The sequence below is a fragment of the Mycobacterium sp. genome (genome assembly GCF_032159565.1).
Lineage (GTDB): Bacteria > Actinomycetota > Actinomycetes > Mycobacteriales > Mycobacteriaceae > Mycobacterium.
In genome coordinates this window covers 43,607-68,550 of sequence record NZ_JAVHWR010000152.1, presented here as the reverse complement: position 1 = coordinate 68,550, position 24,944 = coordinate 43,607, and the positions used below count along the sequence as shown (strand labels likewise).

Sequence of the window (24,944 nt, the reverse complement as noted above, 5' to 3'; positions counted from 1 at the left end):
CGGCTAAGTCATTTCCAGCCTCCCCTTTGCCGCGCGAGCGTGCGCGTCTGCGCGCGACACGCCGCGAAATTCCGTCACTCTGCGCGCGCTCGCGGGGCGGCGGCTACTACAGGACTGTTCGGGCGGAGTCGGCGGCAAGCGTCACCGCCTGTACAACTGGAAGCTGCCGGAACGACGACGACAAAATCTCCACGCCCCACGGGCCGTCGAATCCCTTGTCCCGCAGCAGAGTGACCAAGCCGTGCAGGTCGAAGCTGCCCTCGCCGCACAGGAGGCGGCGCTCGACGGTGTCCTCGAACAGCGTGCCGATGACTTCGGGCGCCGCGTCGTTCAATTCGACACCGAAGATGTGCTCCGGCTTCAGAATCGAGTGCAGTTCGGTCAACTCTGTCGGCGCGCGGAAGACGTGCCATGCGTCGATGACCAAACCGGCCGCGGGGTGGTTGGCGGCTTCGATGATTTCGACGCCCATCGGCACTGTTGTGATCGCCGAGAACGGCATGGTTTCGATGGCCACCCGGGTGCCGTGCGCTTGCGCCTCATCTGCCAGGTCGCGCAACGGCGCCACGAGTTGGCGTGGTCCGTCGATGGCCGGCCCGTTCTCCGAGCCGATCTTGATGAATGCCGGCGACAGCGCGTCGGCTGCGTCCAGCAGCAACTCACGCGTGTCGTATGTGTGGCCCGGTTCGCCGCGTGGGATCCACCAACGCTCGATGAGTTCGATCTCGATGTGCGTCAGGCCGTAGTCGGTCATCAGGTCTTTCAACCCCGGATAGCCGATGGTGTCGCGAACGACGGTCAGGTCGTCGGCGATCAAGCCGAGGCCGCAGTAGCCCGCATCGGCCACCGCCGCAACGCGTTCCGCGACCGGGACTGGGCTGGTGGACGGTGTGGTCATCGGCGATGTAGCGCCTGCGCTGGTCCACGCGGTGGCGACGAGGTCAACCATATTTGATCGGTTCCATCTGACCGGTCGTCAACGAAAGCGTCGCCGCCTCGGCGATCGCCTGGGCCTTCAGCGCCTCGTCGAGGTTGGGCCCGATCACGCCCCGTCCCTCGAGCGCGTCGACGAAATGGTCAAGGGCGGTGCGGTAACTCGCGGCAACCCGTTCGAACCAACTGTTGTGCAGGCCGTCGTCGATGACCTGGTCCTTGGTGTAGCGGGACACCGCGCCCGCCCGGTGGCGGCGCGCCTCCACCATGCCCGTTGAGCCGAGCACCTCGATCCGTTCGTCGTAGCCATAGCCGATCTGACGGGCACTGTCGATCTGGACCAGCGCGCCGCTGGGTAGGCGCAGCGCCACCGTCGACAGGTCGACGTCGCCGTAGTCACTCAGCTTCGGCTCGGTCAGCGCCGAACCCGTCGCAAATACGGCTTCAGGTTCCTCCTGGGCGATCCACCGCGCCAGGTCGAAGAAGTGCACCGTCTGGTCGCGCATCTGGCCGCCGGAGACGGCGATGTAGTCGAGCGGCGGCAACGACGGCCCGCGCGTGGTCATTTGGATCAGGTGGACGCTGCCGACGCCGCCCGTCGCCACGACCCGTCGAAGCTCGGCGTAGTCGCGGTCGAAACGGCGGTTGAAGTCCACCATGGCGAGAATGCCTTGGTCGTTGACGTACCGAACCACGTCGGCGGCGCGTGCGAAGTCGAGGTCGATCGGCTTCTCGCACAGCACAGCGATGTTGGCCGCGGCCACGCTCCGCAGATGGTCGGCATGTGTGTCGGTCGACGACGCGATGAGGACCGCATCGACGGCGGTCGGGTCGAAGACCTCGTCGGGCGTCGCGACGCGCGCGCCGTGTTGTTCGGCGACCGCACTTGCCCGCGCCGCGTCGACGTTGTACACCATAGCGAAGTCCACTTGCGGATGCGCTGCAAGGCTTCTCGCGTGCACGCCCCCGATGAAACCTGCGCCGATCAGAGCAAAGCGGTGCACCTCACACCACCGCATTCGACGAAGCGAAGGCCGGCACCACCCAGGTGCCCGCATCGGCGTGCGATGCGGCGGCGGCCTCGACGAACTGCACGCCGATCAAGCCGTCGATGCCCGTCGGGATGGACAGCTCGCGGTGGGCATACGGCGTGCCGTCGCGCCTGGCGCGCAACTGCTCGGCGAGGTCGGTGTAGAAGTTGGCGAACGCCTCCAGGAAGCCCTCGGGATGCCCCAGCCCCGGACGGGTGAGCCGCTTGGCATCGTCGGAAAGTGTGCTCTGGCCGTGCGCGAGAGTCGTTGTGCCGCCGTGCTGGTCGCGCACTTGCAGGTGCTGTGGATCCGCGTGCCGCCACTCCAGGCTGGCCAGGTCGCCGAAGACGCGGATGCGCAGACCGTGTTCGTGTCCCGTCGCGGCCATGCTGGCCCACAACGTCGCGGGCGCCCCGTTGGACAGCGACAGCCGGATCGCGGCGTTGTCGAAAACCCGGCGGCCCGGCACCAGGGTGCTCAGTTCGGCCGAGACGCGGGTGGCGCCGAGGCCGGTGATATAGCGCAGCAGGTGGAGGGCATGCGTGCCGAGGTCACCGACCACACTTGCCTCGCCGCCGACCTCGGGGTTCGTCCGCCAGGACGCCTGCTTGTGGCCGTTGAGCTCCAGCGGCGTCGAAGCCCAACCCGAGGCGTGCTCGACGTTCACGAACCGGATCGCGCCGAGATCACCGTCGCGAACCATCCGGGCCGCCTGCCGGACCATCGCGTAGGCCGAATAGCAGTGCGGGACAGCGAGGATGCGCCGGACGACGCGCGAGCTCGACCAGCTCGGCCGACGACGCGGAGTCCTGCGTCAGCGGCTTCTCGCAGACGACCGAGATGCCTCTGCGCAGAAATTCGCTCGCGATGGCGAAGTGGCTGTCGTTCGGGGTCGCGACGGTGACGACGTCGACGCCGTCCGTCCGCGCGGATTCGCCCTCCGCCATCTCGGCATAGTCGCGGTACGCACGGTCAGGCGGTACGCCGAGTCGTTCGGCCATCCTCGTCGACGCTGTCGGGTCTCGCCCGAAGACACCGGCCACCAGGTCGTAGTGGCCGTCGAGTCGCATCGCGTGCCGATGCGACTTTCCGATATCGGCGCCCTCGCCACCGCCCACCATTCCCGCGGCCAGTCGAAGGTCACCCTTTTCGCTCATTTCGGTGCTCCTCGATCCGCGCGAGCGTGCACGTATGTATGCCAGATCACGGCGTGTCGGGGCGCAGACACGCACGCTCGCGGTGCAGGGGTTACTTGTTTTGGGGGAAGCCGAGTTCGAGCCCGCCGTGGCTCGGGTCGAGCCAGCGGCTGGTGATGGCCTTGCCGCGGGTGAAGAAGTGCACACCGTCCATACCGTGGGCGTGGGTGTCGCCGAATAGCGAGGCCTTCCACCCGCCGAAGCTGTAGTAGGCCATCGGCACCGGAATCGGCACGTTGATGCCGATCATCCCGACCTCCACCTCGTGCTGGAAGCGCCGCGCGGCGCCACCGTCGTTGGTGAAGATCGCCGTGCCGTTGCCGTATGGGTTGGAGTTGATCAGGTCGATGGCCTCGTCGTAGGACTCGACGCGCACCACCGACAGCACCGGCCCGAAGATCTCGTCGGTGTAGACACTCATCTCGGGGGTGACGTGGTCGATCAGCGTCGGGCCCAGCCAGAACCCGCCCGGGTCGCGCTCGGCGCCTGCCTCGCTACTGACGCCGCGGCCGGCGACGACGATCTTCGCGCCGTCGGCCTCACCTGCGTCGATGTAGGAGGCGACCTTGTCGCGGTGGGCCTTGGTCACCAACGGGCCCATGTCGGAGTCACGGGTGCCGTCACCGGTTTTGATGGTGGCTGCGCGTTCGGCGATCTTGGCGACGAGGTCGTCGGCGATCGGTCCGACGGCCACCGCCGCCGAGATCGCCATGCAGCGTTCGCCTGCCGAACCGAAGCCGGCGTTGACCATCGCGTCGGCGGCCAGATCCAGGTCGGCGTCGGGCAGGATCACGGCGTGGTTCTTGGCGCCGCCGAGGGCCTGCACCCGCTTACCGTTGGCGGTCCCGGTGGAATACACGTACTGCGCGATCGGCGTGGAGCCGACGAAGGACACCGACTTGATGGCCTTGTTGGTCAGCAGTTCGTCGACGGCGGTCTTGTCGCCCTGCAGGACGTTGAAAACCCCTGGCGGCAGACCGGCTTCGGCCCACAGCTCGGCCATCCACAGCGACGCGCTCGGGTCCTTCTCCGAGGGCTTGAGCACGACGGTGTTGCCGGTGGCGATGGCGATGGGGAAGAACCACATCGGCACCATGGCCGGGAAGTTGAACGGGCTGATGATGCCGACCGGTCCCAGCGGCTGACGGATCGAGTACACGTCGACCTTGGTCGAGGCGTTCTCGGTGAACCCGCCCTTGAGTAGATGCGGAATGCCGCAGGCGAATTCGACGACCTCCTGGCCGCGGGAGACTTCACCCAACGCGTCGGAGACGACCTTGCCGTGCTCGCTGGTGATGATCTCGGCCAGCTCACCCTTGCGCTCGTTGAGCAGCTCGCGGAACTTGAATAGCACTTGAACCCTCTTGGCCAGCGAGGTGTCGCGCCACGCGGGAAACGCCGCGGCGGCGGCGTCGATCACCGCGCGGGCGTCCTCGACGCCGGCGAGGGCCACCTGACCGGTGACCTCACCCGTCGCCGGATTCGTGACGGGCGCCGTGGTGCCGCTGTTGCCGGGGAAGGCCTTGTTGTCGAGCCAGTGCGAAATCGTGTTGCTCATGGTTACTTTCCGTACTTCGAGACGTATTCGGTCATGGTGTTCAGTTGGTAGCGGGAGACCTCGTTGGCGTTCTCGTCCTCGGCGAAGACGGAGGAGACCATGACGGTGTCGGGCCGGTCGTAGAAGTCGATGTCGGCAAGGGCGCCGAAGAACTCGTCCCAGTCGACGTCGCCGTCACCGATCTTGAGGTGCTGGTGCACGCGCGCCGGGCTGCCCGGCGGGTTGGTGATGTAGCGCAGGCCGTGGCTGCGCCGGTGATCCATGGTGTCGGCCACGTGCACCAGCCGCAGCTTGTTGCCTGCGGCGCGGATGATCTCGCCCATGTTGCCGCCCATGTGATAGCTGTGGCAGGCGACGTAAACCATCCCGATGTTGGGGGAGTTCACGCCGCGGATGATCCGCAGCGCCTCCAGCCCGTCCTCGACGAAATCGTCGGGGTGCGGGTCGATTCGGACGTCGATACCTTCTCGTTCGAAAATCGGCACCAGCTCCTCCATCGACCGGAAGAACGCCCGTTCGGATTCCTCGGCGCGCTCGGGGCGGCCGGAGAACTCGGTGTTGATGACATTCACGCCGAGGTCGACGGTGATCTGCACGACGCGCTTCCAGTTGCGCACCGCGGCCTCACGCGCATCTTCGTCGGGGCCGGACCAGCGCTGTACCGGCAGCACCGACGCGATGCCCACACCGGCGTCCGCGCATGCCTTGCGGAACTGCGTGACGAGGTCGTCGTCTGCGCGCGGGTGGTTGAAGAACGGGATGAAGTCCCGGTGCGGCGTCAGCTGCAGATACTCATACCCCAAATCGGCGACCAGACGCGGGAAGTCGAGCAGATCGAAGTCATGGTGGAACGGGGTTGGATCGAGCGCGATCTTCATGTTCATGCTCCCTTGATCGACGCGGGATCGACAATCTGGACCTCGACGGGCCTGCCGCTGTGCAACGACTCGACGCCCGCCTCGCAGACCGCGGCCGCCGCGTAACCGTCCCACGCGTCCGGCCCGTCGACGTTCACCCCAGCGTGCACCGCGTCGACCCAACGCTGAAGCTCGGTGTCGTAGGCCTGGCCGAAGCGCTCGCGGAAACCGGGGGTGATGCGGCCGCCCCAGTTCCCCGGTGCGGCTTTGCGCACCAGACCGACGTCGAGCCCGATCATGGCGCTGCCCTTTTCCGCCACCAACTCCGTGCGCACCTCGTAGGCAACGCCGGTGGTAACGAACAGCTCGACGTCGATGTACTTGCCGGACTCGGTCCGCATGATCGCGATCTGCGGGTCAGCGAGTCCCTGTGGTGCAACGGGATTCGGCGCGGGCTTGATGATCTGGATGGAGGCGATCTCCTCGTCGAACAGGAAACGGGTGACGTCGACCTCGTGCACCAGCGAGTCCCGTACCACCATGGCGCTGTCGAAACCATGAGGGACGGCCGGGTTGCGGTGCACGCAGTGCAGAATCAGCGGCTGGCCGAATTCCCCGCCGTCGAGGAGCGCCTTCAGCTGGGCGTACTCGTGGTCGAACCGGCGCATGAACCCGACCTGGATCAGCTTCTTGCCGAGTTCGGCTTCGCGTTTCACCACGGCCAGCGAGGTCTCCACGTCGGTGGTCAGCGGCTTCTCACACAGCACTGGCTTGCCGTGCTCGAGACAGGCCAGCAGTTGCTTCTCGTGAGTCGGACCAGGCGTGGCGAGCACGACGGCGTCGACATCGGGATCGGCGATGGCATCGAGCGGATCATTGACCACACGGGCGCCGGGCACCGATGCGGCGATCTGCTCGGCTTTCTCGGACAGGTAGTCGTTCACCACGACGACACGGGCGTTACTGATTCGGTTGGTGATGCGGGCGACGTGATCGGCACCCATCATACCGACGCCGAGTACGGCGATGCGGAGATCAGACATTGTCGTTCCTTGTTGTTATCAGGCGAATTTGACTGACGGGACACCGCACGAGCCGAGGTATTGGCGCGTGCGATTGGCGATCGGCAAGGGCGCATCGACCTCGCACGGATACATGTCCTGTTCGACGATCGCGAACATGTCGACTCCGAGCTTGTCGATGGCGGCCAACAGCGGCGGCATGTCGGGGATCCCACGCGGCGGCTCGGTCATCGCACCCAGCTTGACGGCCTCGCCGAACGGCAGGTCCTCGGCGATCACCTTCGCCTGCACCTCGGGGTCGACCTGCTTGAGGTGCAGGTAGCCGATCCGCTCCGGCGCGCGCTGGATGATCGCGATGTTGTCGCCACCGCAGTAGCTGATATGACCGGTGTCGAGACAGAGGTTGACGAACTCGCCGTCGGTGCCGTCGAGGAAACGGTAGACGTTCTCCTCGGTGTCGACGTGGCTGTCGGCGTGCGGGTGGTATTGCGCACGCACGCCGTACTTCTCGAACATCGCCTTGCCGAGCTCGTTCATGCCGTCGGTCTTCTTCCGCCACTGATCGGCGGTCAGGTTCCGGTCCTCCAGCACGGCCCCGGACGACGGGTCGCGCCACATCTCGGGGATGACGACGACGTGCTTGCCGCCGACGGCGGCCGTCAGCTTGGCGACGTCCTCGATCTGCTTCCAGACTGCATCCCAGGAATCGTCCTGATGCAGATGCTCGAAGACCGTGCCCGCCGACAGCCTGAGGCCGCGCGAAACCAGCTCGTCGGAGAGCTGCTTCGGGTCGGTCGGCAGGTAACCGAACGGGCCGAGTTCGATCCACTTGTAGCCCGACGCCGCAACCTCATCGAGGAATCGGGTGTAGGGCGTCTGGCCCGGATCCTCGGGGAACCACACGCCCCACGAATCGGGCGCAGAGCCAACGAGAATGGTGCTCATCGATCAATCCTTTTCAGTGTCGTAGGGCTTCACTGGGCCGAATAGGGGACGCTGAATCTTCTTCCACTCGGCGTACGTCTCGTAAGCCTGCCGGGTGGAGTCCAGCTGCGAGGTCTGGCTGACGGGAACATCCCACCAGGACTGGCTGTCCGGTGCGTAGATCAGCGGGTCGGTTTCGACGTGGATCACGGTGGTGTGCTCTCCTGCCTTGGCCACCTTGACCGCGTCGGTGAACTCCGATGCCGTCGTCACCTTGATCACCTCGGCGCCGAGGCTGGCCGCGTTGGCAGCCAGGTCAACGGGGAGCTTGTCGCCCGCCAGCCGGCCCGATTCGTCGCGGTAACGGTAGTCGGTGCCGAATCGCTGCGATCCCAACGACTCCGACAGCGAGCCGATGGAGGCGAAGCCGTGGTTTTGCACCAGCACCAGGATGACCTTGACGCCTTCCTGGACCGCGGTCACCAACTCGGTGGCCATCATCAGGTAGGAGCCGTCGCCGACCATCACGAAGACATCGCGGTCGGGGCTGGCCATCCGCACCCCGATGCCGCCGGCGACCTCGTAGCCCATGCAGGAATAGCCGTATTCGACGTGGTAGCCCTTGCGGTCGCGGGTGCGCCACAGCTTGTGCAGGTCGCCTGGCATGGATCCGGCCGCGCACACGACGACATCACGCGGATCGGACAGCGTGTTGGCAAGCCCGATGACCTGGCTCTGGTTCAGGGCGCTGCCGTCGTCCTCGACGCGATAAGCCGCGGTGACGGTGTCATCCCACTCCGTGGCGAGTTCGATTGTCCGCGTGCGGTAATCGTCGCTGACCGAGTAGTCGCCCAGCGCGTCGTTGAGCGCCTCGATGGCCTCGCGGGCGTCGGCGACGACCGATAGGCCACCCTGCTTCACGGCGTCGAACGAGGCGACGTTGATGTTGACGAACCGGACGTCGGGATTGTTGAACGCGGTGCGCGACGCGCTGGTGAAGTCGCTGTAGCGGGTTCCGAGTCCGATGACGACGTCAGCGTCGGCGGCCAGTGCGTTGGCTGCGGTGGTTCCGGTCGCGCCGACCGCGCCGACCGACTGCGGATGGTCGTAGGCCAGTGATCCCTTGCCCGCCTGCGTCTCCGACACCGGGATGCCGGTCCGCTCGACGAACGCCGTCAGCGCGTCGTTGGCGCCGGAGTAGATGACGCCGCCGCCTGCCACGATGAGCGGGCGTTCCGCCGACCGGATGATCTCGGCTGCCTGCGCGACCATCGACCGTTCCGGCAGCGGGCGTGCCACGTGCCAAGTGCGTTCGGCGAACAGCGTTTCCGGCCAGTCGAACGCCTCGGCCTGCACGTCTTGGGGCAGCGCGATGGTCGCTGTGCCCGTCTCGACCGGGTCGGTGAGCACCCGCATCGCACCCAGCAGCGCCGACGGCAGCTGCTCGGGCCGCCACACCCGGTCGAAGAACCGCGATAGCGGCTTGAACGCGTCGTTGACGGTCATCTCGTTGTCGTGCGGCTGCTCGAGGTCTTGCAGCACGGGTGCGCTCACCCGGGTGGCGAAGGTGTCGGACGGCAGCAGCAGAACGGGCAGCCGGTTGATGGTGGCCAGCGCCGCGCCGGTCAGCATGTTCGTGGAGCCCGGCCCGATGCTCGCGGTCACCGCCCAGGCCTGCAGGCGATCCTTCTGCCTGGCGTACGCCGCGGCGGTGTGCACCATCGCTTGCTCGTTGCGCCCCAACACATATCGAAGGCCCGGCTCGGTCCCGGCCTGCTCGGCTTCGACCTCGGCCTGCAGCAGCGCTTGACCGATGCCTGCCACGTTGCCGTGACCGAAGATGCCGAAGCAGCCTGCGAAGAATTTGCTGCGTTCGCCGTCGCGCTCGACGTACTGGTTGGCCAGGAAGCGAACGACGGCCTGGGCCACGGTGAGCCGCACCGTCGGCTCGTTGTTCGGTGTCTTGAACGCGGATGCTTTGGAGACCACGTCACACTCCTATACAGAAGGGTTGGCATGCAGGGGCAGCCGGGGATCGACGGCCTGGTCCTCCCAGGTGTCGCGCAACCAGGCGTGCTCGGGGTCATCGACGATCTTCCAGGCCCGTTCCTCGCCGGAGCCGGCCATCACATTGAGGTAGTACATGTGGTAGCCGGGTGCTGCGACCGACGGGCCGTGGTAGCCGTGCGGCACCAGCACGACATCACCGGTGCGCACCTCTTCGAGAACTTCGATCGGCCTGCTCGGCGTGCCGTACACGCGGTGATAACCGAAACCACGCGAATCATCTGGGCCGGAGGCAATCTCGAAGTAGTAGATCTCCTCGAGAGCCGACTCGACCGGCGACTCTTCGTCGTGCTTGTGAGCGGGATAGCTGGACCAGTTGCCGCCGGGGGTGATCACCTCGCAGGCGATCAGCGAGTCCGCCTCGAAGACGCCTGCGGTGCCGAAGTTGTGCACCTGCCTGCTGCAGTTGCCGGTACCGCGCAGCTCGACCGGCACGTCGGCGGCGGCCACTTTGCGGTTGGGGAGCTGACGCTTGGCCCTGGCGGCGCAGATCGCGATCCTACCCTCGCCGCGCAGCGTGTAGCTCTGGTTGGTGCCGATGTAGGTCATATCGGCGGGGCCGGCGAAAACCGTGGCCCGCGGGGCCAATTGGAACAACTCGTCTCCGCATTCGACGCTGCCGCCACCCGCCAGCGGCAGGATCATCACCTCAATGCCGTTCGTGTCCAACGTCAGCGCCTGCTGAGGCTGCAGCTCCACCACCCGCAGGCCGGCCTCGGACCAGCCGGCGGATTCCGGTGTGACGTCGACGGTGTAGGGGAGGGTCGCGCTGTTGGCGGGAACGTAGTACTGGCTGCGCACGCGAGGAGCAAGATTTGGACTGCGCATTTCACCTCACCATCGAGACGGCGGCCGAGACCGCCGAGCTGACATCGTCGTCTGCGGGATAAAGCAGCGTCCGCCCTACGATGAGCCCGCGCACCGACGGCAGCGCGAGGGCCTTCTCCCAGCTGGCGAACGCCTCGTCCGGATCGGCCGGGTCACCGCCGAGCAACAGCGTGGGTAGTGTCGTGGACTCCATGACGCGGTCCATCTCGTCCACGACGGGAAGTTTCATCCAGGTGTACGCCGACGTCGAACCGAGGCCTTGGGCGATGTGCACCGACTTGATCACCGCGTCGGGACTCAGGTCGTTGCGCACCTTGCCGTTCACCCGCGACGACATGAACGGCTCGACCATCGCGATAAGGCCGTGGGACGCCAGTTCGTCGACGGCCCGTGCGCATGCCTCCAGCGTCGATACCGTGCCGGGGTCACCTAGATCGATGCGGCACAACATCTTTCCGCCGTTCATCCGCGCTGCCGCGGTGGCTGCGGCGGTGGCCGCGGTCATCCGGTCGTCGAGCTCGAACTGCGCGCCTGCCAGGCCGCCGCGGTTCATCGATGAGAACACCACCTTGTCCTCGAGTGCGCCGAGCAGCAGCAGGTCGTCGAGGATGTCGGAGGTTGCGAGGACACCGTCGACGCCGGGGTCGGCAAGGGCCGCACGCAGCCGGTCGAGCAGGTCGGTGCGGCTGTTCATCGCCGTCGGCCGCGAGCCGACGCTGAGGGCGCCGCGTGCAGGATGGTCGGCGGCGACGATCATCAGCCGGCCATTGCCGCGGACGGCGGGTCGGATGGTGCGCGCCTGCCACGCGCGCTCGACGGCCTGCGGATCCGACGCGCGCACGTCGGTGATCTCGGCGTAGTCCTTGCATACGGCGTTAGACATTGACGGCCTCCACCGCGGTCTGGTCGGCGAGCTCGGCGACCTCAGCGGCCGTCGGCATCGCCGTCGAGCATTCGAGCCGCGATGCGACGATCGCGCCCGCGGCGTTGGCATACCGCAACGTCTTCTCCAGCGGCCAGCCGTGCAGCAGGCCGTGACACAGGCTGCCGCCGAAGGCATCTCCGGCGCCGAGCCCATTGACGACGTCGACGTCGTTGGGCGGCACGCTGACGTGTGAGCGCTTCGTCTTGCCCAGCACGCCGCGCGGGCCCTGCTTGACGATGGCCAGCTCGACACCCAGGTCGAGCAGAGCGTCGGCGGCCCGGTGCGGATTGCTCTCGCCAACCGCGATCTCACACTCCTCACGGTTACCGACGGCGACCGTCACATGCCGTAGCGCCTGCTGCACCTGCTTGGTCGCGGCTGCGGGCGACTCCCAGAACATCGGCCGGTAGTCGAGGTCGAGGACTGTCAACGAGGCGCGTTGACGGGCCTGCCATGCGGCGAAGTGCGCGCTGCGGCTCGGCTCTTCGGAAAGGCCGGTGACCGTCGACCAGTAGAGCCTGGCAGAGCGCACGGCGTCGAGGTCCAGCTCGTCGGGGGTGATTTGGAGGTCGGGCGCACTTGGCTGACGGTAGAAGTAGAGCGGGAAGTTGTCCGGCGGAAAGATCTCGCAGAACGTCACCGGCGTCGGGTACTCGTCGTGGGTTGCCACGTATCGGTTGTCGACGCCGAGGTCGGCCAGCTCGTTGCGGACGAACGTGCCGAACGGGTCGTCGCCGACGCCGGAGATCAGCGCGGCGCGGTTGCCGAGCCGGGCGGCCGCCACGGCGACGTTGGCGGCGCTGCCCCCGAGGAACTTGCCGAACGATTCGACGTGCTCGAGTCCGACACCGATCTGAAGGGGATAGATGTCGACGCCGCTGCGCCCGATGGCGAGTACGTCGAAAGGTTGCGTGCTAGTCAAGATCGCTCTCCGGCGGTTGGTGGTGGCTTGCGTATGACTGTGCACTGCGACACTCCGGCATGTCAATAGTTTGTCCTGACATTCTGACTTTTGATCATACGGTGTTAGTATTCGGCTACCGTGATCTGGTCGGACCCGAGATCGGAGACAACGTGCCCTTGGCGGTGGAGCTCGACAGGTCAAGTCCTGTCCCTCTCTACTATCAGCTCGCCCAAGCCATCGAGGCCGCCATCCGCGACGGTGAACTCGCACCGGGCGATCGGTTCGAAAACGAACTGGCGCTGGCGAAAAGGCTGACGCTGTCGCGGCCGACGACGCGCCGGGCCATCCAGGAACTCGTCGACAAAGGGCTGCTGGTCCGCAAGCGTGGCGTCGGCACTCAGGTCGTGCAGAGCTCGGTGCATCGCCGGGTCGAGTTAACGAGCCTGTTCGACGACCTGACGCGGGCCGGCCAGGAACCGACCACGAAGCTGCTCGACTATCGCGTCGGCCCGCCCGACGAGGAGGTCGCGCGCGAGTTGAGCTTGAAGGACGACCGCGAAGTCGTGGCGATTCACCGCTTGCGCTCCGCCAACGGCGAGCCGTTGGCGGTGATGACGAACCATTTGCCGGTCGGCATCGCCCCGGATGCCGAGGAGCTGGAGAGCAACGGCCTGTATCAGTCGCTGCGCGCCCGCGGGGTGCACATCCGCCTGGCCCGGCAACGCATCGGCGCTCGCGGAGCAACCCGGGCGGAGGCCAAGCTGCTCGACGAGAAGCCCGGCGCACCGCTGCTGACGATGGCGCGGACGGCGTTCGACGACTCCGGTGCCGCCGTCGAGTTCGGCACGCATGTGTATCGCGCATCGCGCTATTACTTCGACACCACACTCGTCGACCGCTGATGCGCTTCCGCGGTCGTGCCGCGAATCACCAGCGTCGGTTCGAGCACTATGTCGTGATCGTCGGCGGGCCCACCCTCGAGCATGGCAACCGCCAGCCGAACTGTATGGCGCGCCATCGCGGCGGCGTCCTGGTGCACGGTCGTCAAGTCGATTCGCGGATTGTCGGACAGATGACTGTCGTCGAAACCGATCAGCGACAGGTCGCCCGGCACGTCGAGGCCGGCCCTGGTGAATACGTCGAGCAGGCCAAGAGCACATCGGTCATTGCCGGCCAGTACCGCTGTCGGTAATGCCGGTTCGGCGAGCATCGACCGCGCAGCGTCTGCACCGGCCGACTCGTTGTGCGCGCCGGCGATCACTCTCGCGCGATCGGACAGCCCGTGGCGGCGCATCGCCGCCTGGTAGGCCTGACGCCGCTCCGACGATCCGGGATCGGTGCCACCGTCCACGTGGTGAATGTCCCTGTGTCCCAGACCGACCAGGTAGTCCACTGCCTGCCGGATGCCTTTCGCGTCATCGGTGCGTACGGTGGCCAGCCCGGGGTGGGCGGTGAGTCGACGTCCGACCACCACCACAGGGACTTTTTCGGCGAGCGACGACAAATAGCCGAGTTGCGAGCTGGGGCCGAGCAGGATCAGGCCGCCGCAGCGGTGGCTGAGCAGGGCGTCGATCGGAACAGACTCGCCACGATCGGGCAGGTTGGCCGACAACAGAACCTCATAGCCGAGTTCTTCAGCGGCGGGGTAGATGCCGGTGACCAACTCGGCCTCGAACAGCTGGGTGACATCCATCAGAACACCAAGGGTGCGGCTGCGGCCACGGGCCAGCAGCCGCGCCGCTGAATCGGGTTGATAGCCGATCTCTTCGGCGACCGCAAGCACCCGCTGCTTGGTCTTCGCACTCGCTCCCGGCTTGCCGTCGAGGATGAATGAGACCAGCGTGCGCGACACGCCGGCCCGTGCTGCGACGTCCGCCATCGTGGGCCTGCGCCGCGAGCGCTCGTGCTCGGCCGGTGTGACGGTCATCCTCGTCCTCCTCGGCTGTGACGGTTGACACAACCGCACGACGGGTTCATAGTATCACTAACGCGCGTTACTAACGCGCTTTAGATGGAGGCGGATTTCGATGGAACTGGGCGTCTACACCGCCGTGCTGCACGATCAACCACTGGCGTCCGCCCTACGCACGATCCGCTCCCTCGGCCTTAGGGGGGCCGAGATCAACGCCGGCGGTTTCCTGCCGACACCGCATCTGCCTGTCGACGCTCTGCTCGACGGCCGGATGGAGCCCGCGGAGTACCTCGCGGTCTTCGAATCCACCGACGTCAAGTTGACCGGCCTCAACGTCAACGGAAACCCGCTACACGCCGACCCCGAAGTGGGTCCCGAAGACGCCGACGATTTACGTCGAGCCATCCGTGTCGCCGCCAAGCTGGGCGTGCGCCGGGTAGTCACCATGTCCGGGTTGCCCGCCGCGCATGCAGGCGGCCAATGGCCGGCATGGCACGTGAACCCCTGGGACAGCGGCTATCTCGACTCGCTGGATTATCAGTGGGACGACGTCGCTGTCCCGTTCTGGCGGGAGATCGACGCGTTGGCCCGCGACCACGACGTCAAGGTCTGCATCGAGATGCACCCGCAGAACCTGGTCTTCAATCCACCGACGCTGCAGCGACTCGTCGAGAAGATCAGTGCCACGCACGTCGGCGCCGAGATGGACCCCAGCCACCTGTTCTGGCAGGGCATCGACCCTGTCGCGGCGATCGACTACCTTGGCGACCTCGTCTTCCATGCCGCGGCCAAGGACACCCGCATCAACCCGGCATGCGCCGTATATGGCGTGCTCGATGACCGGTTCACCAGGACGGCCGCCAAGGACAACCCGACGTCCTTAGGCGGCAGGCACACCGTCAACCGGTGGCCGAAGGAATCGAGCTGGGACTTCGTTGCGGTCGGCCGCGGCCACGACGTCCAGTTCTGGTCGGAATTTCTCGCGGCGCTCAACCGCGTCGATCCCGGCATGGCGGTCAACATCGAGCACGAGGACACCGAACTCGGGCAACTCGAAGGCCTCGAGGTGGCCGCCGAAACTCTGCGCGCTGCAAGTCAACTGTTGGCCCAGCCGGCCTGACCGGAATTCGAAAACCAGAAAGCAAAGGCATGATGACTTCGACGACGGGCGTATCGTCCGGGCGGTTCCTCACCAAACTCACCGTGATCGCCACCCTGGGCGGCCTGCTGTTCGGCTACGACACCGGGGTCATCTCCGGCGCCCTGCTGTACATGAAGGACGACCTCCAGCTGAGTTCGTTCTGGGAGGCGACCGTGGTCAGCTCGCTGCTGTTCCCCGGGGCGGCCTTCGGGGCGCTGTTCGGCGGCCGGGTGGCCGACCGGATCGGCCGTAAGCGCAGTCTGCTCGTGTGTGCAGGCTTGTTCCTGATCGGCGCGCTCGGCTGCGCGCTTGCGCCGAACGTGGCGATCATGGTGACGGCACGCATCGTCCTGGGGCTCGGCGTGGGAGCGGCGGCAGTGACGTGCCCGTTATACCTGGCCGAGATGGCACCGGCCGAGCGTCGTGGTCGGATGGTCACGATCAACGAGCTGATGATCGTCACCGGCCAGATGCTGGCCTTCGCAATGAACGCACTGCTCGATCACCTGATCCAGGATCCGCACGTGTGGCGAATCATGTTGGCGGTTGCGCTGATTCCCGCGATTGCCCTTCTCCTCGGTATGCTCGCACTGCCCGATTCGCCGCGCTGGTATGGCTTCAAGGGGCGGATGGCAGAGGCCCGCACCGTACTCGGCCTGAGCCGTTCGCCGGGGGAAGCGGACGCCGAATTCGCGTTGATCGTCGATCACACCGAGCACATGCTGAAGGCGAAGAGCACCCCGTTCACCGTGATTCGCGACGTGCCTTGGATCAGGCGCGTGGTGCTGATCGGTTGCGGCCTGGCGATCGTTCAGCAGGCCACCGGGATCAACACCGTCAACTACTACGCTCCAACGATCCTGGAGCAGAGTGGTCTCGGGGTGAGTGCGGCGCTGGTCGCCACGATCGCCGTCGGCGTGACATCGGTCGTGACGACGATCATCGGCATCGTCCTGCTTGGCTACATCGGCAGGCGGACCATGCTGTCGATTGGTTTCGCCGGGGTTGCGTTGTCCCAGTTAGCGTTGTCTCTGGCCTTCCTGCTGCCTGAGTCGACAACGCGCAGCTATGTGATTCTCGCCTGTATGGTGCTCTTCGTCGCGTTCGTGCAGATGTTCATCGGGACGTGCGTGTGGCTCCTGCTGTCGGAGATCTTCCCGCTGAGCATCCGCGGCTTCGCGATGGGTATTGCGGTGTTCGTGCTGTGGTGCACCAACGCGATCATTTCGTTCCTTTTCCCGCTGCTGAATTCGGCGCTCGGCTCGACTGGCACCTTCCTCCTGTTCGTCGCGATCAACGTCGGGTCGTGGCTGTTCGTGCGTCGATACGTGCCGGAGACGAAAGGCACCACACTCGAGGAACTGGAAGAGCGATTCGAGGCGCAGGACGGCAAAGGGCTGGCGGTGAGCGCTGCCGCCTGAGGTTCTGTACCTAGGTGAAAGCCGCCCTGAACGCCAACAGGGCGGCTTCACTGTCGGCGGACGCCCAGGCCTCCATGCCGACCGTGCCGGCGAACCTCATGTCCCGCAATGCCTTCGCGATGGCAGGGTAGTTGATCTCACCCGTGCCGGGCTCGCAACGGCCAGGCACGTCTGCGATCTGTACCTCGCCGATCGCGTCCCCGCAGCGCCGGACCAGCTCGATGAGATTGCCCTCGCCGATCTGCGCGTGGTACAGGTCGAGCATCATCCGCACATTGGGATGCCCGACGCCCTCAACGAGAGCCAGAGTGTCCTTCGCCCTGGCGAGTTGCACGCCAGGATGGTCGACGATGGTGTTCAGGTTCTCCACGCAGAAGGTGACACCGGCCGCCTCGCCGAGTTTGCCGATCCGTTCCAGTGCGCGCTGAGCCGTCAGCCACATCTCGCCGCAGGCACGGTGACGGGGCCGTGCGGCATGGCCGTTCACGAGTTCGGCGGTGTGCAGGTTGAGCCGCGGAACGCCAAGCTTTTCGGCGGCCTTGATGCTCAGCTTGGCGGTACGCACGACCTCGTCGGCGGTCGCGGGGTCGATCAGGTCGCCATGGGTGTAGCCGGTCATCGACGAGAACCGCGCGCCGGTCGCTGCCAGCGCGTCGAGGTCCTTGTCATGCCAGCTCCAGATCTCGACTTCGAAGCCGAGCTCGTCGATGCGCCGGACCCGGTCGACCAGCGGCATATCGGTGAACACCATCTCCGAGCAGACCGCCAGCGAAATGTCAGTCATTGTTTGTCACCCATCTCGTCTCGACCTGGATCGATGAACACTAACATTTGATATGCAGTCCTAATGTCCGAACAAAGTGTTGACTTTTTGCTGTGAGCCGTATTACATCGACCGGTGAGGCGTGTTACGTAGCACTCGACGGCAAGGAGAAACAATGAGGTTCAGTCGGCTCGCGGCAATCGCCGGGGCGAGTGTGCTGGTATTCGGAGTCGCGTCGTGTTCGTCCACCGGAGGCAAGCCCCAGGAGAACGGCGGGGGAATGGGCGCCGGCCAGGCCAACACTCCGCGAGCCACGGTCGCGATGATCACCCACGAGGTGCCGGGCGACTCCTTCTGGGACCTGATCCGCAAGGGTGCCCAGGCCGCAGCCGACAAGGACAACATCGAGCTGCGCTACTCCAACGACCCGGAGGCGCCGAACCAGGCGAACCTCGTGCAGTCCGCCATCGACAGCGGCGTCCAAGGGATCGCTTTGACCTTGGCCAAGCCGGACGCGATGGCGCCTGCAGTCAAGGCCGCGCTGGCCAAGAACATCCCTGTCGTCGCCTTCAATTCGGGCTTCGACAATTGGAAGGCGATGGGCGTTCAGGAGTACTTCGGGCAGGACGAGAAACTGGCAGGAGTCGCCGCCGGCGAGCGTCTGGACAAGGACGGCGCGAAGAACGTCATCTGCGTCATCCAGGAGCAGGGCCAGGTTGCGCTCGAATCGCGTTGCGCCGGTGTGAAAGAGGGCTTCAAAGGACAGTCTCAGATCCTGAACGTCAACAGCAAGGACATGCCGTCGGTGGAGTCGACGATCACCGCCAAGCTGCAGCAGGACAAGTCGGTCGATCATGTCGTCGCACTCGGCGCGCCGATCGCGTTGGCTGCGGTGCAATCGGTGGGCAACGCCGGTAGTTCCGCCCAGGTGGTTACCTTCGACACCAACGCCGCGCTGGTCGACGCGGTCAAGGCGGGCGATGTGAAGTGGGCCGTCGACCAGCAGCCTTTCCTGCAGGGATATCTGGCCATCGACTCACTGTGGCTGTACCTCAACAACAAGAATCTGATCGGTGGCGGACAGGCCACCCTGACGGGCCCGTCGTTCATCGACGAGACCAACATCGACTCGGTCTCGGAACTGGCCAAGTCCGGAACCCGTTAAGCCGTGCAGAAGAGAGCGAATCATGACTACACAAGCAACTGACCTGGACGTCGCCAGTCACAAGATCATTCGTGACGAGCGAGTCAAGGAACGAAACCGTTTGCAGCGTCTCCTCATTCGCCCCGAGATGGGCGCGGCGATCGGTGCAGTGGCGATCTTCATTTTCTTCCTCGTTGTCGCCCCGCCGTTCCGGTCGCCTGAGGCGCTGGCGACGGTGCTGTATGCCAGTTCGACGATCGGGATCATGGCCTGCGCGGTCGCGCTGCTGATGATCGGTGGGGAGTTCGACCTGTCGTCGGGGGTGGCGGTGACCACGAGTTCACTCGCCGCGTCGATGCTGGCCTACAACCTGCATCTGAATCTTTGGGCAGGCGCTGGGTTGGCGCTCATCGTCGCGCTGGCTGTCGGTTTCTTCAACGGCTACCTCGTGATGAAGACCAAGATCCCCAGCTTCCTGATCACTCTGGGCACCTTGTTGATGCTGACGGGTATCAATCTCGCTGCCACCAAACTGATTTCGGGGCAGGTCGCGACGCCCAGCGTGAACGACATGCAAGGCTGGGCTTCGGCGCAGAAGGTGTTCTCGTCGTCGTGGTCGATCTTCGGTGTCGAGGTGCGGATCACCGTATTCTGGTGGCTCATCCTCACCGCAATCGCGACGTATGTGTTGTTCAAGACGCGCATCGGCAACTGGATCTTCGCCGTCGGCGGCGACCAGGAAAGTGCCCGCGCGGTCGGTGTTCCGGTCACCGCGGTGAAGATCGGGCTGTTCATGTTCGTCGGCTTCGCCGCCTGGTTCGCCGGCATGCACCTTCTGTTCGCGTTCAACACCGTGCAGTCCGGTCAGGGTGTCGGCAACGAGTTCATTTACATCATCGCGGCCGTCATCGGTGGCTGCTTGCTCACCGGTGGCTACGGCACGGCGATCGGTGCCGCAATCGGTGCATTCATCTTCGGCATGGTGCAGCAGGGCATCGTGTACGCCGGGTGGAACCCCGACTGGTTCAAGTTCTTCATGGGCGTGATGCTGCTGTTCGCGGTGATCGCCAACAACGCATTCCGCAACTACGCCGCGAAGAGGTGACCCATGACTGCAACTGTTGACCAAGCCGTGGAAGAGGCTCCATCAGGTGGCAAGGTGCCACTAGTCGAGCTGAAGAGCGTCGGCAAGAGCTACGGCAATATCACCGCACTCAAGGAGATTTCGCTGCGTGTGCACGCAGGAGAGGTCACGGGCATTCTCGGCGACAACGGCGCAGGCAAGTCCACGCTGATCAAGATCATCGCGGGCTACCATCCGCAGACCGACGGCGAACTGCTCGTCGACGGCGAGCCGACCAGGTTCACATCGCCGAAGGACGCACTGGGCAAGGGCATTGCCACCGTGTACCAGAACCTGGCCGTCGTGCCGCTGATGCCGGTATGGCGCAACTTCTTCCTCGGCCAGGAGATCCGGCAGAGCCGGTTCCCGTGGTCGTTAGATGCCAATGCCATGCGGGCGACCACCCTTTCGGAGCTGTCGAAGATGGGCATCGATCTGCCTGACGTCGACGTGCCGATCGGATCGCTGTCCGGCGGCCAGCGGCAGTGTGTCGCGATCGCCCGCGCTGTGTTCTTCGGTGCGCGGGTGCTGATTCTCGACGAGCCCACCGCGGCGCTCGGCGTCAAGCAGTCGGGCGTGGTGCTGAAGTACATCACCGCGGCGAAGGACGCCGGGTTCGGCGTCGTGTTCATCACGCACAACCCGCATCACGCGCACATGGTCGGCGACCACTTCGTGCTGCTGAACCGTGGCCAGCAGAAGCTGGACTGCAGCTACGACGACATCACCCTGGAGCACCTGACGCAGGAGATGGCAGGCGGCGACGAGCTGGAGGCGTTGTCACACGAACTGCGAAGCGCGAAGGGGTAGCGCCAAACACAGAACCGCCCCCGCACGTGACGTGACGTGCACGGGGCGATTCTCCCTCTGCGGCTCGGTTCAGTTCTTCTTGAGGAAGTTGTCGCCGTTGTCGATCCCCGAGTAAACCCAACCTTGGCCTGCGGGAAGGTCACCGTGCGGGCCACCGGGAAGGTCCGGGACAGCGAGCAGGCACCAGTTGTCCGCGCACGGCTGGACAGTTGTGAGCGTGCGACCAACGTCGAGGAAGAATCCCGGAATCTCATCACCGCCGATTGTCGGGTAAACACTCGACTGCTTGAGCACCGTCCACCGTCGGCTTCGCCGGCGCGGTGTCGGCCGGTTTCGGATCCACCGGCATGTTTCCGTCTGGTGGCTACACGACGGGTGGGCGCCCTGCGGACGAACTATCGCGGGGTCATCCCTGCGGCCCGGTATGCGGCATCCACATACGCCATGTTCTCCACCGCGTCGGCGACGTCGATGGGCACGGGCGCGCCGTGGAGCACGTGCGCGGCGAACGCCTCGAGCTGATAGCTGTATGAGGTCCTGGTGCCGTGGTGCTCGACTCGTGTGCCCGACTGTGTCCGGATGGTCAGCCGGTCGTCCTCGTTCGGCCTGATGAAGTTGTGCACGAAGAGATCTCCCTTCGTGCCGACGATGCGCAGCGTGAACGAGTGGTCAGGGGCCGACATCGAGTTGGCGCTGAGGCCGGTCGCTCCGCCGGGGAAGCCGAGTTCCACATCGCACCATTCGTCAACGCCGGCAGCGCGTTCCTTCGCGTGCGCACGAATAATCGACGGATGGCCCAGCCTGCGCATGATGTGCAGCCCGTAACAGCCGAGATCCATCAGCGCACCGCCTGCCATGTCGAATGACCAACGCGGGTCGGAAGCGTCGGGCTCTGGCATCGCCATCCGCGCCTCGACATGGTGCATCCGGTCGATCGTGCCGTCGGCGGCAAGTTCGAGCGCTCGGCGCGTCACCGGGTGGTAGAGGTAGTGGAAGCCCTCGACCACCGTGACACCAGCAACCTTCGCGGCCTCGGCGACGTGCCGGGCCTCAGACCGGTTGCGCGCGAACGGTTTCTCGGTGAGCACCGGCTTGCCGGCCTTGACCGCAGCGAGATTCCACGGCGCGTGCAGTGAATTCGCCAACGGGTTGTAGATCGCGTTGACTTCCGGGTCGCCGATGACGTCGGCGTAGGAGTTCAAAACCCTCTCGACACCGTGCTTTTCGGCGAACAGCTCAGCGCGGCCCGGATCGCGCGCGGCGACCGCTACCAGCCGATGACCCAACTGCTGTGCAGGGCCCACTATCGCGAGGTCCGCGATTCGGGATGCGCCGAGCACCCCGATTCGCAAACTCACACCGTTACGCTGCGGCATATATCCCGCATGAACGTCACACTAGCCGCCACATCAGATAGCGGACCCTCGTCTTTCGGCTCACCGTCGAGAATGGTGTCCTGCTCCATGACGAACCAGCCGTCGAATCCGTTGCGCCGCAGCGCCGTTACGATACCCGCGATGTCCACGTCGCCCGCTCCGAGCGGCGTGTACATACCGCGTCTCACCGCTTCGGTGTAGGACAGCTCGCCGGCCCGCACTCGCGCAGCCAAAGCCGCGTCGACGTCCTTCAGGTGGGCATGCGCGATGCGGTCAGGTACCTTCCGGGCCAGCTGCAGCGGATCCGTCCCGCCGATCAGCAGGTGGCCAGTGTCGAGGCAGAGTTGGATCGCCGAGCCCCCGAGCACCCGATCGACCTCATCGCGCGTCTCCACCATGGTGCCGACGTGCGGATGCAGCACCGCCAGCGCACCGCGGTCGGCGGCGGCCTCGCCGAGCCGGTCCAGGTTGGCCAACAATGTCGCCCACTGTTGATCATCGAGTGCGGGTCGGGCGTCGTATCCGTCGGATCCGGTCGCGGCGGCCAACACGAGCACATCGGCGTCGCACGCCGACAGCGCGTCCAGCGGTGCGGCGATGTCGGGCAGCGGATCATGATCCTCGTCGTGCAGCAGGACGGGGGCGAACTGGCCGACACAACGGAGACCGAACGAGTCCAGCACAGCGGTCAGTTGCGTTGGATCAGAGGGCAGGAACCCCTCCGGCCCAAGCTCCGTCGCCGACATCCCGACGTCGCGCATCTCGGCGAGCACTCTGTCAGGTGCGAGCTGAAATCCCCATCCGGGCACTTCGCACACACCCCAGGAGATGGGTGCACCAGCGATCTTCATCGAGACCTCACATCCTCGAGTCGTACCGGAACATCGCGCTTCAACGACTCGGTCGCCGCCTCGGCCAGCCAGGCCACCTCGACCGCGTCTTCGACGGTGCAGGCGGGAGCGGCATTGCCGTTCGCCACGTCGACGAAGGCTGCAAGCTCCGCCCGGAACGCCTCGGTGAAGCGGTCCATGAAGAAATGGTGCGCAGGGCCCTCCGGGAATTCGTTGCCGGGATCGACATTTCGCACCGGTGCACCCTGGTCCCATCCTGCGACCACCGTGTCCTGGAAGCCGTGCACCTCGAGGCGGCAGTCGTAGCCGTGGCCGTTGTAGCGGGCCGCCGAGATCACGCCGAGCGTGCCCGAATCGAATCGCACCACCACGGCCGCGGTGTCGACGTCATGGAAGTCGGCGAACTGCGGGTCGCCCTGCACACTGCCGGTGGCATACACCTCGACGGCTTCTTGCCCGGTGATCCACCGCAGGATGTCGAAATCGTGCACGGCGCAATCCCGGAAGATGCCCCCGGAGCCTGCGATGTAGTCCATCGGTGGCGGCGACGGGTCCATTGTCGTACTGCGCACCGTGTGCAGAAGGCCGAGCGAGCCGTCGTCGACGGCACTCTTCGCGGCGGCGAACGCGGCGTCGAAGCGACGCTGGTAACCGACCTGCACCGGTACGCCGGAGCGCGCGATGATGTCGGCGACCTTGACGCTCTCCTCTGCAGTCGTGGCGATCGGCTTCTCGCAGAACGTGGGTATCCCGCGCTCGACGGCGGCCAGCGTCAGCTCGGCATGGGCGGGCGTCGCCGCGGCGATCACGACGCCGTCGATACCCGACGAGAGCAGTTTGTCGACCGAGTCCGCCGGGGTCACAGAGTGTTTCGCGGCGACAGCGGCGACGAGTTGCGGCCGCTCGTCGGTGATCACGAGACCGTCAACGCCCTCCAGGCCGCTGAGGGTCTCGGTGTGGAATGCGCCGATACGGCCCAATCCGATCACGCCGAGTGTGGTCATGGTTTTCTCCGATCGTCTTGGTCGCGGAGTGCGACATCGAGTTGTTCCGGGGTGAGGTCACCGGCCAGCGCGGCCAGCACGGTGTCGACCTGGCTCGGCGGGGCGAGGCTGCCGATGGGCTGATCGGAGTCGAGGTTGGTGGGAAAGGGGTAGCCCTCGGCCGTCGCGACGACGGCGTTGTGCAGTTCGCGCTGCGGGCAGCCTGCGGCCTTCATCGCCAGCAGCGCCGGATAGGTCGCCCGCACCATCGCGGTGCGGTCCATCGCTTCCATCGCCCGGCCGAAGGGTGACGAGGCCTGCAGCAGGTTCGCCATCCGTCGGATATCGGTGGACACGTTGGAGCCGGCACCGTGATACAGCGCGGGATTGAAGAAGACCGCGTCTCCGGTGTGCAGCGGCACCTGCACGTGGTTGTCGGCGAAGAATGCGACGAACTCCGGCCGGTTGAACGCGATGTATCCGCCGACGAACTGCTGGGAGTAGGGCAGCAACATCGTGGGCCCACTCTCGATCGGCATGTCGCAGTGCGCCACCGCGCCCTGCAGGGTCAGCACCGGCGACGCGCGGTGCAGATGCGCCGGGTACGCCCCGAGATCGTCGGTCGAGACGAAGCCCAGGTGATAGTCGCGGTGCGGAACCTGCTGCTTTCCACCGGGATTGACCACATTGACCTGCGAGGTGACCTGGTAGCGAGGACCGAGCCACGCCTGAAAGACGACGGCGAGCGTGTCGTTCGCGTAGTACTCCGCGAACACCTCGGGGGCATGCAGGGCGAGCTTCTGTGCGGCATTCCAGATGCGGTCGTTGTCCCCGGGCTTGCCGAAGTGATCGCCTGCAGCTGTTCCCGCCGCCCGCTGCGCCTCGATGATGGCGTAGAACGCCTCGCTGGCCCGCCCGATGACGCCGGAGGAGAACGCGTCCTCGAACACGACGACGCCAGGGCCGTCGATCAGCGCGTGGATCAGTTCGGCCTGCAGGGCTCCCCGGTCAGACGGCGTGGTGGAGGGGTAGACGAGAACGTTCTCCCGGACGTCGACAGCGTGCGGATAGTCGGCGAGGTCCGTGTTCCGCTCTACTTCAGCCCGAAACGAGTTAAGCCCGCAGTCGGACTCGTCGATCCACGGCTTGTAAGCGGTGGTCAGAGGTGTTGCCAT

General features: G+C 65.7%; 25 protein-coding genes. 6 read left to right on the top strand and 19 right to left on the bottom strand.

Going from position 1 to position 24,944, the window contains the following annotated elements:
• Window positions 1–106 precede the first annotated feature (106 nt).
• From QOC76_RS20710 to iolC, 12 genes are all read right to left on the bottom strand, one after another.
• Window positions 107–949 carry a sugar phosphate isomerase/epimerase family protein gene (locus tag QOC76_RS20710; RefSeq protein ID WP_526359853.1) on the bottom strand — a complete coding sequence of 281 codons (843 nt, stop codon included), beginning with the start codon at window positions 947–949 and terminating at the stop codon, window positions 107–109.
• Window positions 942–1,937, bottom strand: a complete 996-nt coding sequence (locus tag QOC76_RS20705) for a Gfo/Idh/MocA family protein (RefSeq protein WP_526359851.1) — start codon at window positions 1,935–1,937, stop codon at window positions 942–944. The genes QOC76_RS20710 and QOC76_RS20705 overlap by 8 nt, the downstream gene beginning before the upstream one ends.
• A gap of 1 nt (window position 1,938) precedes the next feature.
• Window positions 1,939–2,667, bottom strand: coding sequence for a Gfo/Idh/MocA family protein (locus QOC76_RS20700; protein ID WP_526359849.1), 729 nt, complete (start codon window positions 2,665–2,667; stop codon window positions 1,939–1,941).
• Window positions 2,651–3,121 (bottom strand): Gfo/Idh/MocA family protein, encoded by a 471-nt coding sequence (locus QOC76_RS20695; RefSeq protein WP_526359847.1) that lies wholly within the window; start codon window positions 3,119–3,121, stop codon window positions 2,651–2,653. Before QOC76_RS20695 ends, QOC76_RS20700 begins: the two co-directional genes overlap by 17 nt.
• Window positions 3,122–3,212: 91 nt before the next feature.
• The gene (locus QOC76_RS20690) at window positions 3,213–4,718 is read right to left on the bottom strand and encodes a CoA-acylating methylmalonate-semialdehyde dehydrogenase (protein WP_526359845.1); all 1,506 of its coding nucleotides are present in this window, start codon (window positions 4,716–4,718) and stop codon (window positions 3,213–3,215) included.
• 2 nt (window positions 4,719–4,720) lie between these two features.
• Window positions 4,721–5,596, bottom strand: a complete 876-nt coding sequence (locus tag QOC76_RS20685) for a sugar phosphate isomerase/epimerase family protein (protein WP_526359843.1) — start codon at window positions 5,594–5,596, stop codon at window positions 4,721–4,723.
• 2 nt (window positions 5,597–5,598) lie between these two features.
• Window positions 5,599–6,618: a Gfo/Idh/MocA family protein gene (locus QOC76_RS20680; protein ID WP_526359841.1), complete on the bottom strand. Its 1,020-nt coding sequence runs from the start codon at window positions 6,616–6,618 to the stop codon at window positions 5,599–5,601.
• Between the two features lie 18 nt (window positions 6,619–6,636).
• On the bottom strand, window positions 6,637–7,542 hold the full coding sequence (locus QOC76_RS20675) for a sugar phosphate isomerase/epimerase family protein (RefSeq protein ID WP_526359839.1): 906 nt from the start codon (window positions 7,540–7,542) through the stop codon (window positions 6,637–6,639).
• A 3-nt stretch (window positions 7,543–7,545) separates the two neighbouring features.
• Window positions 7,546–9,510 (bottom strand): 3D-(3,5/4)-trihydroxycyclohexane-1,2-dione acylhydrolase (decyclizing), encoded by a 1,965-nt coding sequence (iolD, locus tag QOC76_RS20670; protein WP_526359837.1) that lies wholly within the window; start codon window positions 9,508–9,510, stop codon window positions 7,546–7,548.
• Window positions 9,511–9,519: 9 nt separating this feature from the next.
• The gene (gene iolB, locus QOC76_RS20665; protein WP_526359835.1) at window positions 9,520–10,416 is read right to left on the bottom strand and encodes a 5-deoxy-glucuronate isomerase; all 897 of its coding nucleotides are present in this window, start codon (window positions 10,414–10,416) and stop codon (window positions 9,520–9,522) included.
• A 1-nt stretch (window position 10,417) separates the two neighbouring features.
• A complete protein-coding gene (locus tag QOC76_RS20660; RefSeq protein ID WP_526359833.1) occupies window positions 10,418–11,299 on the bottom strand; it encodes a Cgl0159 family (beta/alpha)8-fold protein in 882 nt (293 codons plus the stop codon).
• The gene (gene iolC, locus QOC76_RS20655; RefSeq protein ID WP_526359831.1) at window positions 11,292–12,263 is read right to left on the bottom strand and encodes a 5-dehydro-2-deoxygluconokinase; all 972 of its coding nucleotides are present in this window, start codon (window positions 12,261–12,263) and stop codon (window positions 11,292–11,294) included. Before iolC ends, QOC76_RS20660 begins: the two co-directional genes overlap by 8 nt.
• Window positions 12,264–12,415: 152 nt before the next feature.
• Between iolC and QOC76_RS20650 the strand changes: the two genes are divergently transcribed.
• Complete coding sequence (locus QOC76_RS20650; RefSeq protein ID WP_526359878.1) at window positions 12,416–13,147, top strand: GntR family transcriptional regulator; 732 nt, start codon at window positions 12,416–12,418, stop codon at window positions 13,145–13,147.
• Here the strand turns inward: QOC76_RS20650 and QOC76_RS20645 are convergent.
• Entirely contained in the window at window positions 13,117–14,172 is a 1,056-nt protein-coding gene (locus QOC76_RS20645) for a LacI family DNA-binding transcriptional regulator (RefSeq protein ID WP_526359829.1), read from the bottom strand. The two genes, QOC76_RS20650 and QOC76_RS20645, sit on opposite strands and share 31 nt — an antisense overlap.
• Window positions 14,173–14,272: 100 nt before the next feature.
• On the opposite strand from QOC76_RS20645, the gene QOC76_RS20640 reads away from it, so the two are divergent.
• Both QOC76_RS20640 and QOC76_RS20635 read left to right on the top strand, forming a co-directional pair.
• Window positions 14,273–15,277, top strand: coding sequence for a sugar phosphate isomerase/epimerase family protein (locus QOC76_RS20640; protein ID WP_526359827.1), 1,005 nt, complete (start codon window positions 14,273–14,275; stop codon window positions 15,275–15,277).
• 5 nt (window positions 15,278–15,282) lie between these two features.
• The gene (locus QOC76_RS20635) at window positions 15,283–16,719 is read left to right on the top strand and encodes a sugar porter family MFS transporter (RefSeq protein WP_526359876.1); all 1,437 of its coding nucleotides are present in this window, start codon (window positions 15,283–15,285) and stop codon (window positions 16,717–16,719) included.
• A gap of 10 nt (window positions 16,720–16,729) precedes the next feature.
• On the opposite strand, the gene QOC76_RS20630 is transcribed toward QOC76_RS20635, so the two are convergent.
• Window positions 16,730–17,503, bottom strand: coding sequence for a TIM barrel protein (locus QOC76_RS20630; RefSeq protein WP_526359825.1), 774 nt, complete (start codon window positions 17,501–17,503; stop codon window positions 16,730–16,732).
• A gap of 154 nt (window positions 17,504–17,657) precedes the next feature.
• Here QOC76_RS20630 and QOC76_RS20625 point away from each other — a divergent pair, with 154 nt between their 5' ends.
• Genes QOC76_RS20625 through QOC76_RS20615 form a run of 3 tightly spaced genes read left to right on the top strand, consistent with a single transcriptional unit; the run spans window position 17,658 to window position 20,559 of the window.
• Window positions 17,658–18,647: a substrate-binding domain-containing protein gene (locus QOC76_RS20625; protein ID WP_526359823.1), complete on the top strand. Its 990-nt coding sequence runs from the start codon at window positions 17,658–17,660 to the stop codon at window positions 18,645–18,647.
• Between the two features lie 22 nt (window positions 18,648–18,669).
• Window positions 18,670–19,731, top strand: a complete 1,062-nt coding sequence (locus QOC76_RS20620; protein WP_526359821.1) for an ABC transporter permease — start codon at window positions 18,670–18,672, stop codon at window positions 19,729–19,731.
• Window positions 19,732–19,734: 3 nt separating this feature from the next.
• The gene (locus QOC76_RS20615; protein ID WP_526359819.1) at window positions 19,735–20,559 is read left to right on the top strand and encodes an ATP-binding cassette domain-containing protein; all 825 of its coding nucleotides are present in this window, start codon (window positions 19,735–19,737) and stop codon (window positions 20,557–20,559) included.
• A gap of 69 nt (window positions 20,560–20,628) precedes the next feature.
• Here the strand turns inward: QOC76_RS20615 and QOC76_RS20610 are convergent, their stop codons facing one another.
• The 5 genes from QOC76_RS20610 to QOC76_RS20590 form a co-directional block, all read right to left on the bottom strand.
• A complete protein-coding gene (locus QOC76_RS20610) occupies window positions 20,629–20,853 on the bottom strand; it encodes a hypothetical protein (protein ID WP_526359817.1) in 225 nt (74 codons plus the stop codon).
• A 101-nt stretch (window positions 20,854–20,954) separates the two neighbouring features.
• Window positions 20,955–21,917, bottom strand: coding sequence for a Gfo/Idh/MocA family protein (locus QOC76_RS20605; protein ID WP_526359815.1), 963 nt, complete (start codon window positions 21,915–21,917; stop codon window positions 20,955–20,957).
• Entirely contained in the window at window positions 21,914–22,786 is an 873-nt protein-coding gene (locus QOC76_RS20600; RefSeq protein ID WP_526359813.1) for a sugar phosphate isomerase/epimerase family protein, read from the bottom strand. The genes QOC76_RS20605 and QOC76_RS20600 overlap by 4 nt, the downstream gene beginning before the upstream one ends.
• On the bottom strand, window positions 22,783–23,790 hold the full coding sequence (locus QOC76_RS20595; RefSeq protein ID WP_526359811.1) for a Gfo/Idh/MocA family protein: 1,008 nt from the start codon (window positions 23,788–23,790) through the stop codon (window positions 22,783–22,785). The genes QOC76_RS20600 and QOC76_RS20595 overlap by 4 nt, the downstream gene beginning before the upstream one ends.
• A complete protein-coding gene (locus tag QOC76_RS20590) occupies window positions 23,787–24,944 on the bottom strand; it encodes a phytanoyl-CoA dioxygenase family protein (RefSeq protein WP_526359809.1) in 1,158 nt (385 codons plus the stop codon). The genes QOC76_RS20595 and QOC76_RS20590 overlap by 4 nt, the downstream gene beginning before the upstream one ends.

Excerpts from the sequence above, each read along its gene's own strand:
- iolB (WP_526359835.1), bottom strand. The coding sequence starts at position 10,416 with ATGCGCAGTCCAAATCTTGCTCCTCGCGTGCGCAGCCAGTACTACGTT.
- QOC76_RS20675 (WP_526359839.1), bottom strand. The coding sequence starts at position 7,542 with ATGAGCACCATTCTCGTTGGCTCTGCGCCCGATTCGTGGGGCGTGTGG.
- QOC76_RS20680 (WP_526359841.1), bottom strand. The coding sequence starts at position 6,618 with ATGTCTGATCTCCGCATCGCCGTACTCGGCGTCGGTATGATGGGTGCC.
- QOC76_RS20625 (WP_526359823.1), top strand. The coding sequence starts at position 17,658 with ATGAGGTTCAGTCGGCTCGCGGCAATCGCCGGGGCGAGTGTGCTGGTA.
- QOC76_RS20685 (WP_526359843.1), bottom strand. The coding sequence starts at position 5,596 with ATGAAGATCGCGCTCGATCCAACCCCGTTCCACCATGACTTCGATCTG.
- QOC76_RS20600 (WP_526359813.1), bottom strand. The coding sequence starts at position 22,786 with ATGAAGATCGCTGGTGCACCCATCTCCTGGGGTGTGTGCGAAGTGCCC.
- QOC76_RS20640 (WP_526359827.1), top strand. The coding sequence starts at position 14,273 with ATGGAACTGGGCGTCTACACCGCCGTGCTGCACGATCAACCACTGGCG.
- QOC76_RS20590 (WP_526359809.1), bottom strand. The coding sequence starts at position 24,944 with ATGGCAACACCTCTGACCACCGCTTACAAGCCGTGGATCGACGAGTCC.
- QOC76_RS20615 (WP_526359819.1), top strand. The coding sequence starts at position 19,735 with ATGACTGCAACTGTTGACCAAGCCGTGGAAGAGGCTCCATCAGGTGGC.
- QOC76_RS20645 (WP_526359829.1), bottom strand. The coding sequence starts at position 14,172 with ATGACCGTCACACCGGCCGAGCACGAGCGCTCGCGGCGCAGGCCCACG.
- QOC76_RS20630 (WP_526359825.1), bottom strand. The coding sequence starts at position 17,503 with ATGACTGACATTTCGCTGGCGGTCTGCTCGGAGATGGTGTTCACCGAT.
- QOC76_RS20700 (WP_526359849.1), bottom strand. The coding sequence starts at position 2,667 with ATGGTTCGCGACGGTGATCTCGGCGCGATCCGGTTCGTGAACGTCGAG.
- QOC76_RS20710 (WP_526359853.1), bottom strand. The coding sequence starts at position 949 with ATGGTTGACCTCGTCGCCACCGCGTGGACCAGCGCAGGCGCTACATCG.
- QOC76_RS20595 (WP_526359811.1), bottom strand. The coding sequence starts at position 23,790 with ATGACCACACTCGGCGTGATCGGATTGGGCCGTATCGGCGCATTCCAC.
- QOC76_RS20620 (WP_526359821.1), top strand. The coding sequence starts at position 18,670 with ATGACTACACAAGCAACTGACCTGGACGTCGCCAGTCACAAGATCATT.
- QOC76_RS20690 (WP_526359845.1), bottom strand. The coding sequence starts at position 4,718 with ATGAGCAACACGATTTCGCACTGGCTCGACAACAAGGCCTTCCCCGGC.
- QOC76_RS20695 (WP_526359847.1), bottom strand. The coding sequence starts at position 3,121 with ATGAGCGAAAAGGGTGACCTTCGACTGGCCGCGGGAATGGTGGGCGGT.
- QOC76_RS20660 (WP_526359833.1), bottom strand. The coding sequence starts at position 11,299 with ATGTCTAACGCCGTATGCAAGGACTACGCCGAGATCACCGACGTGCGC.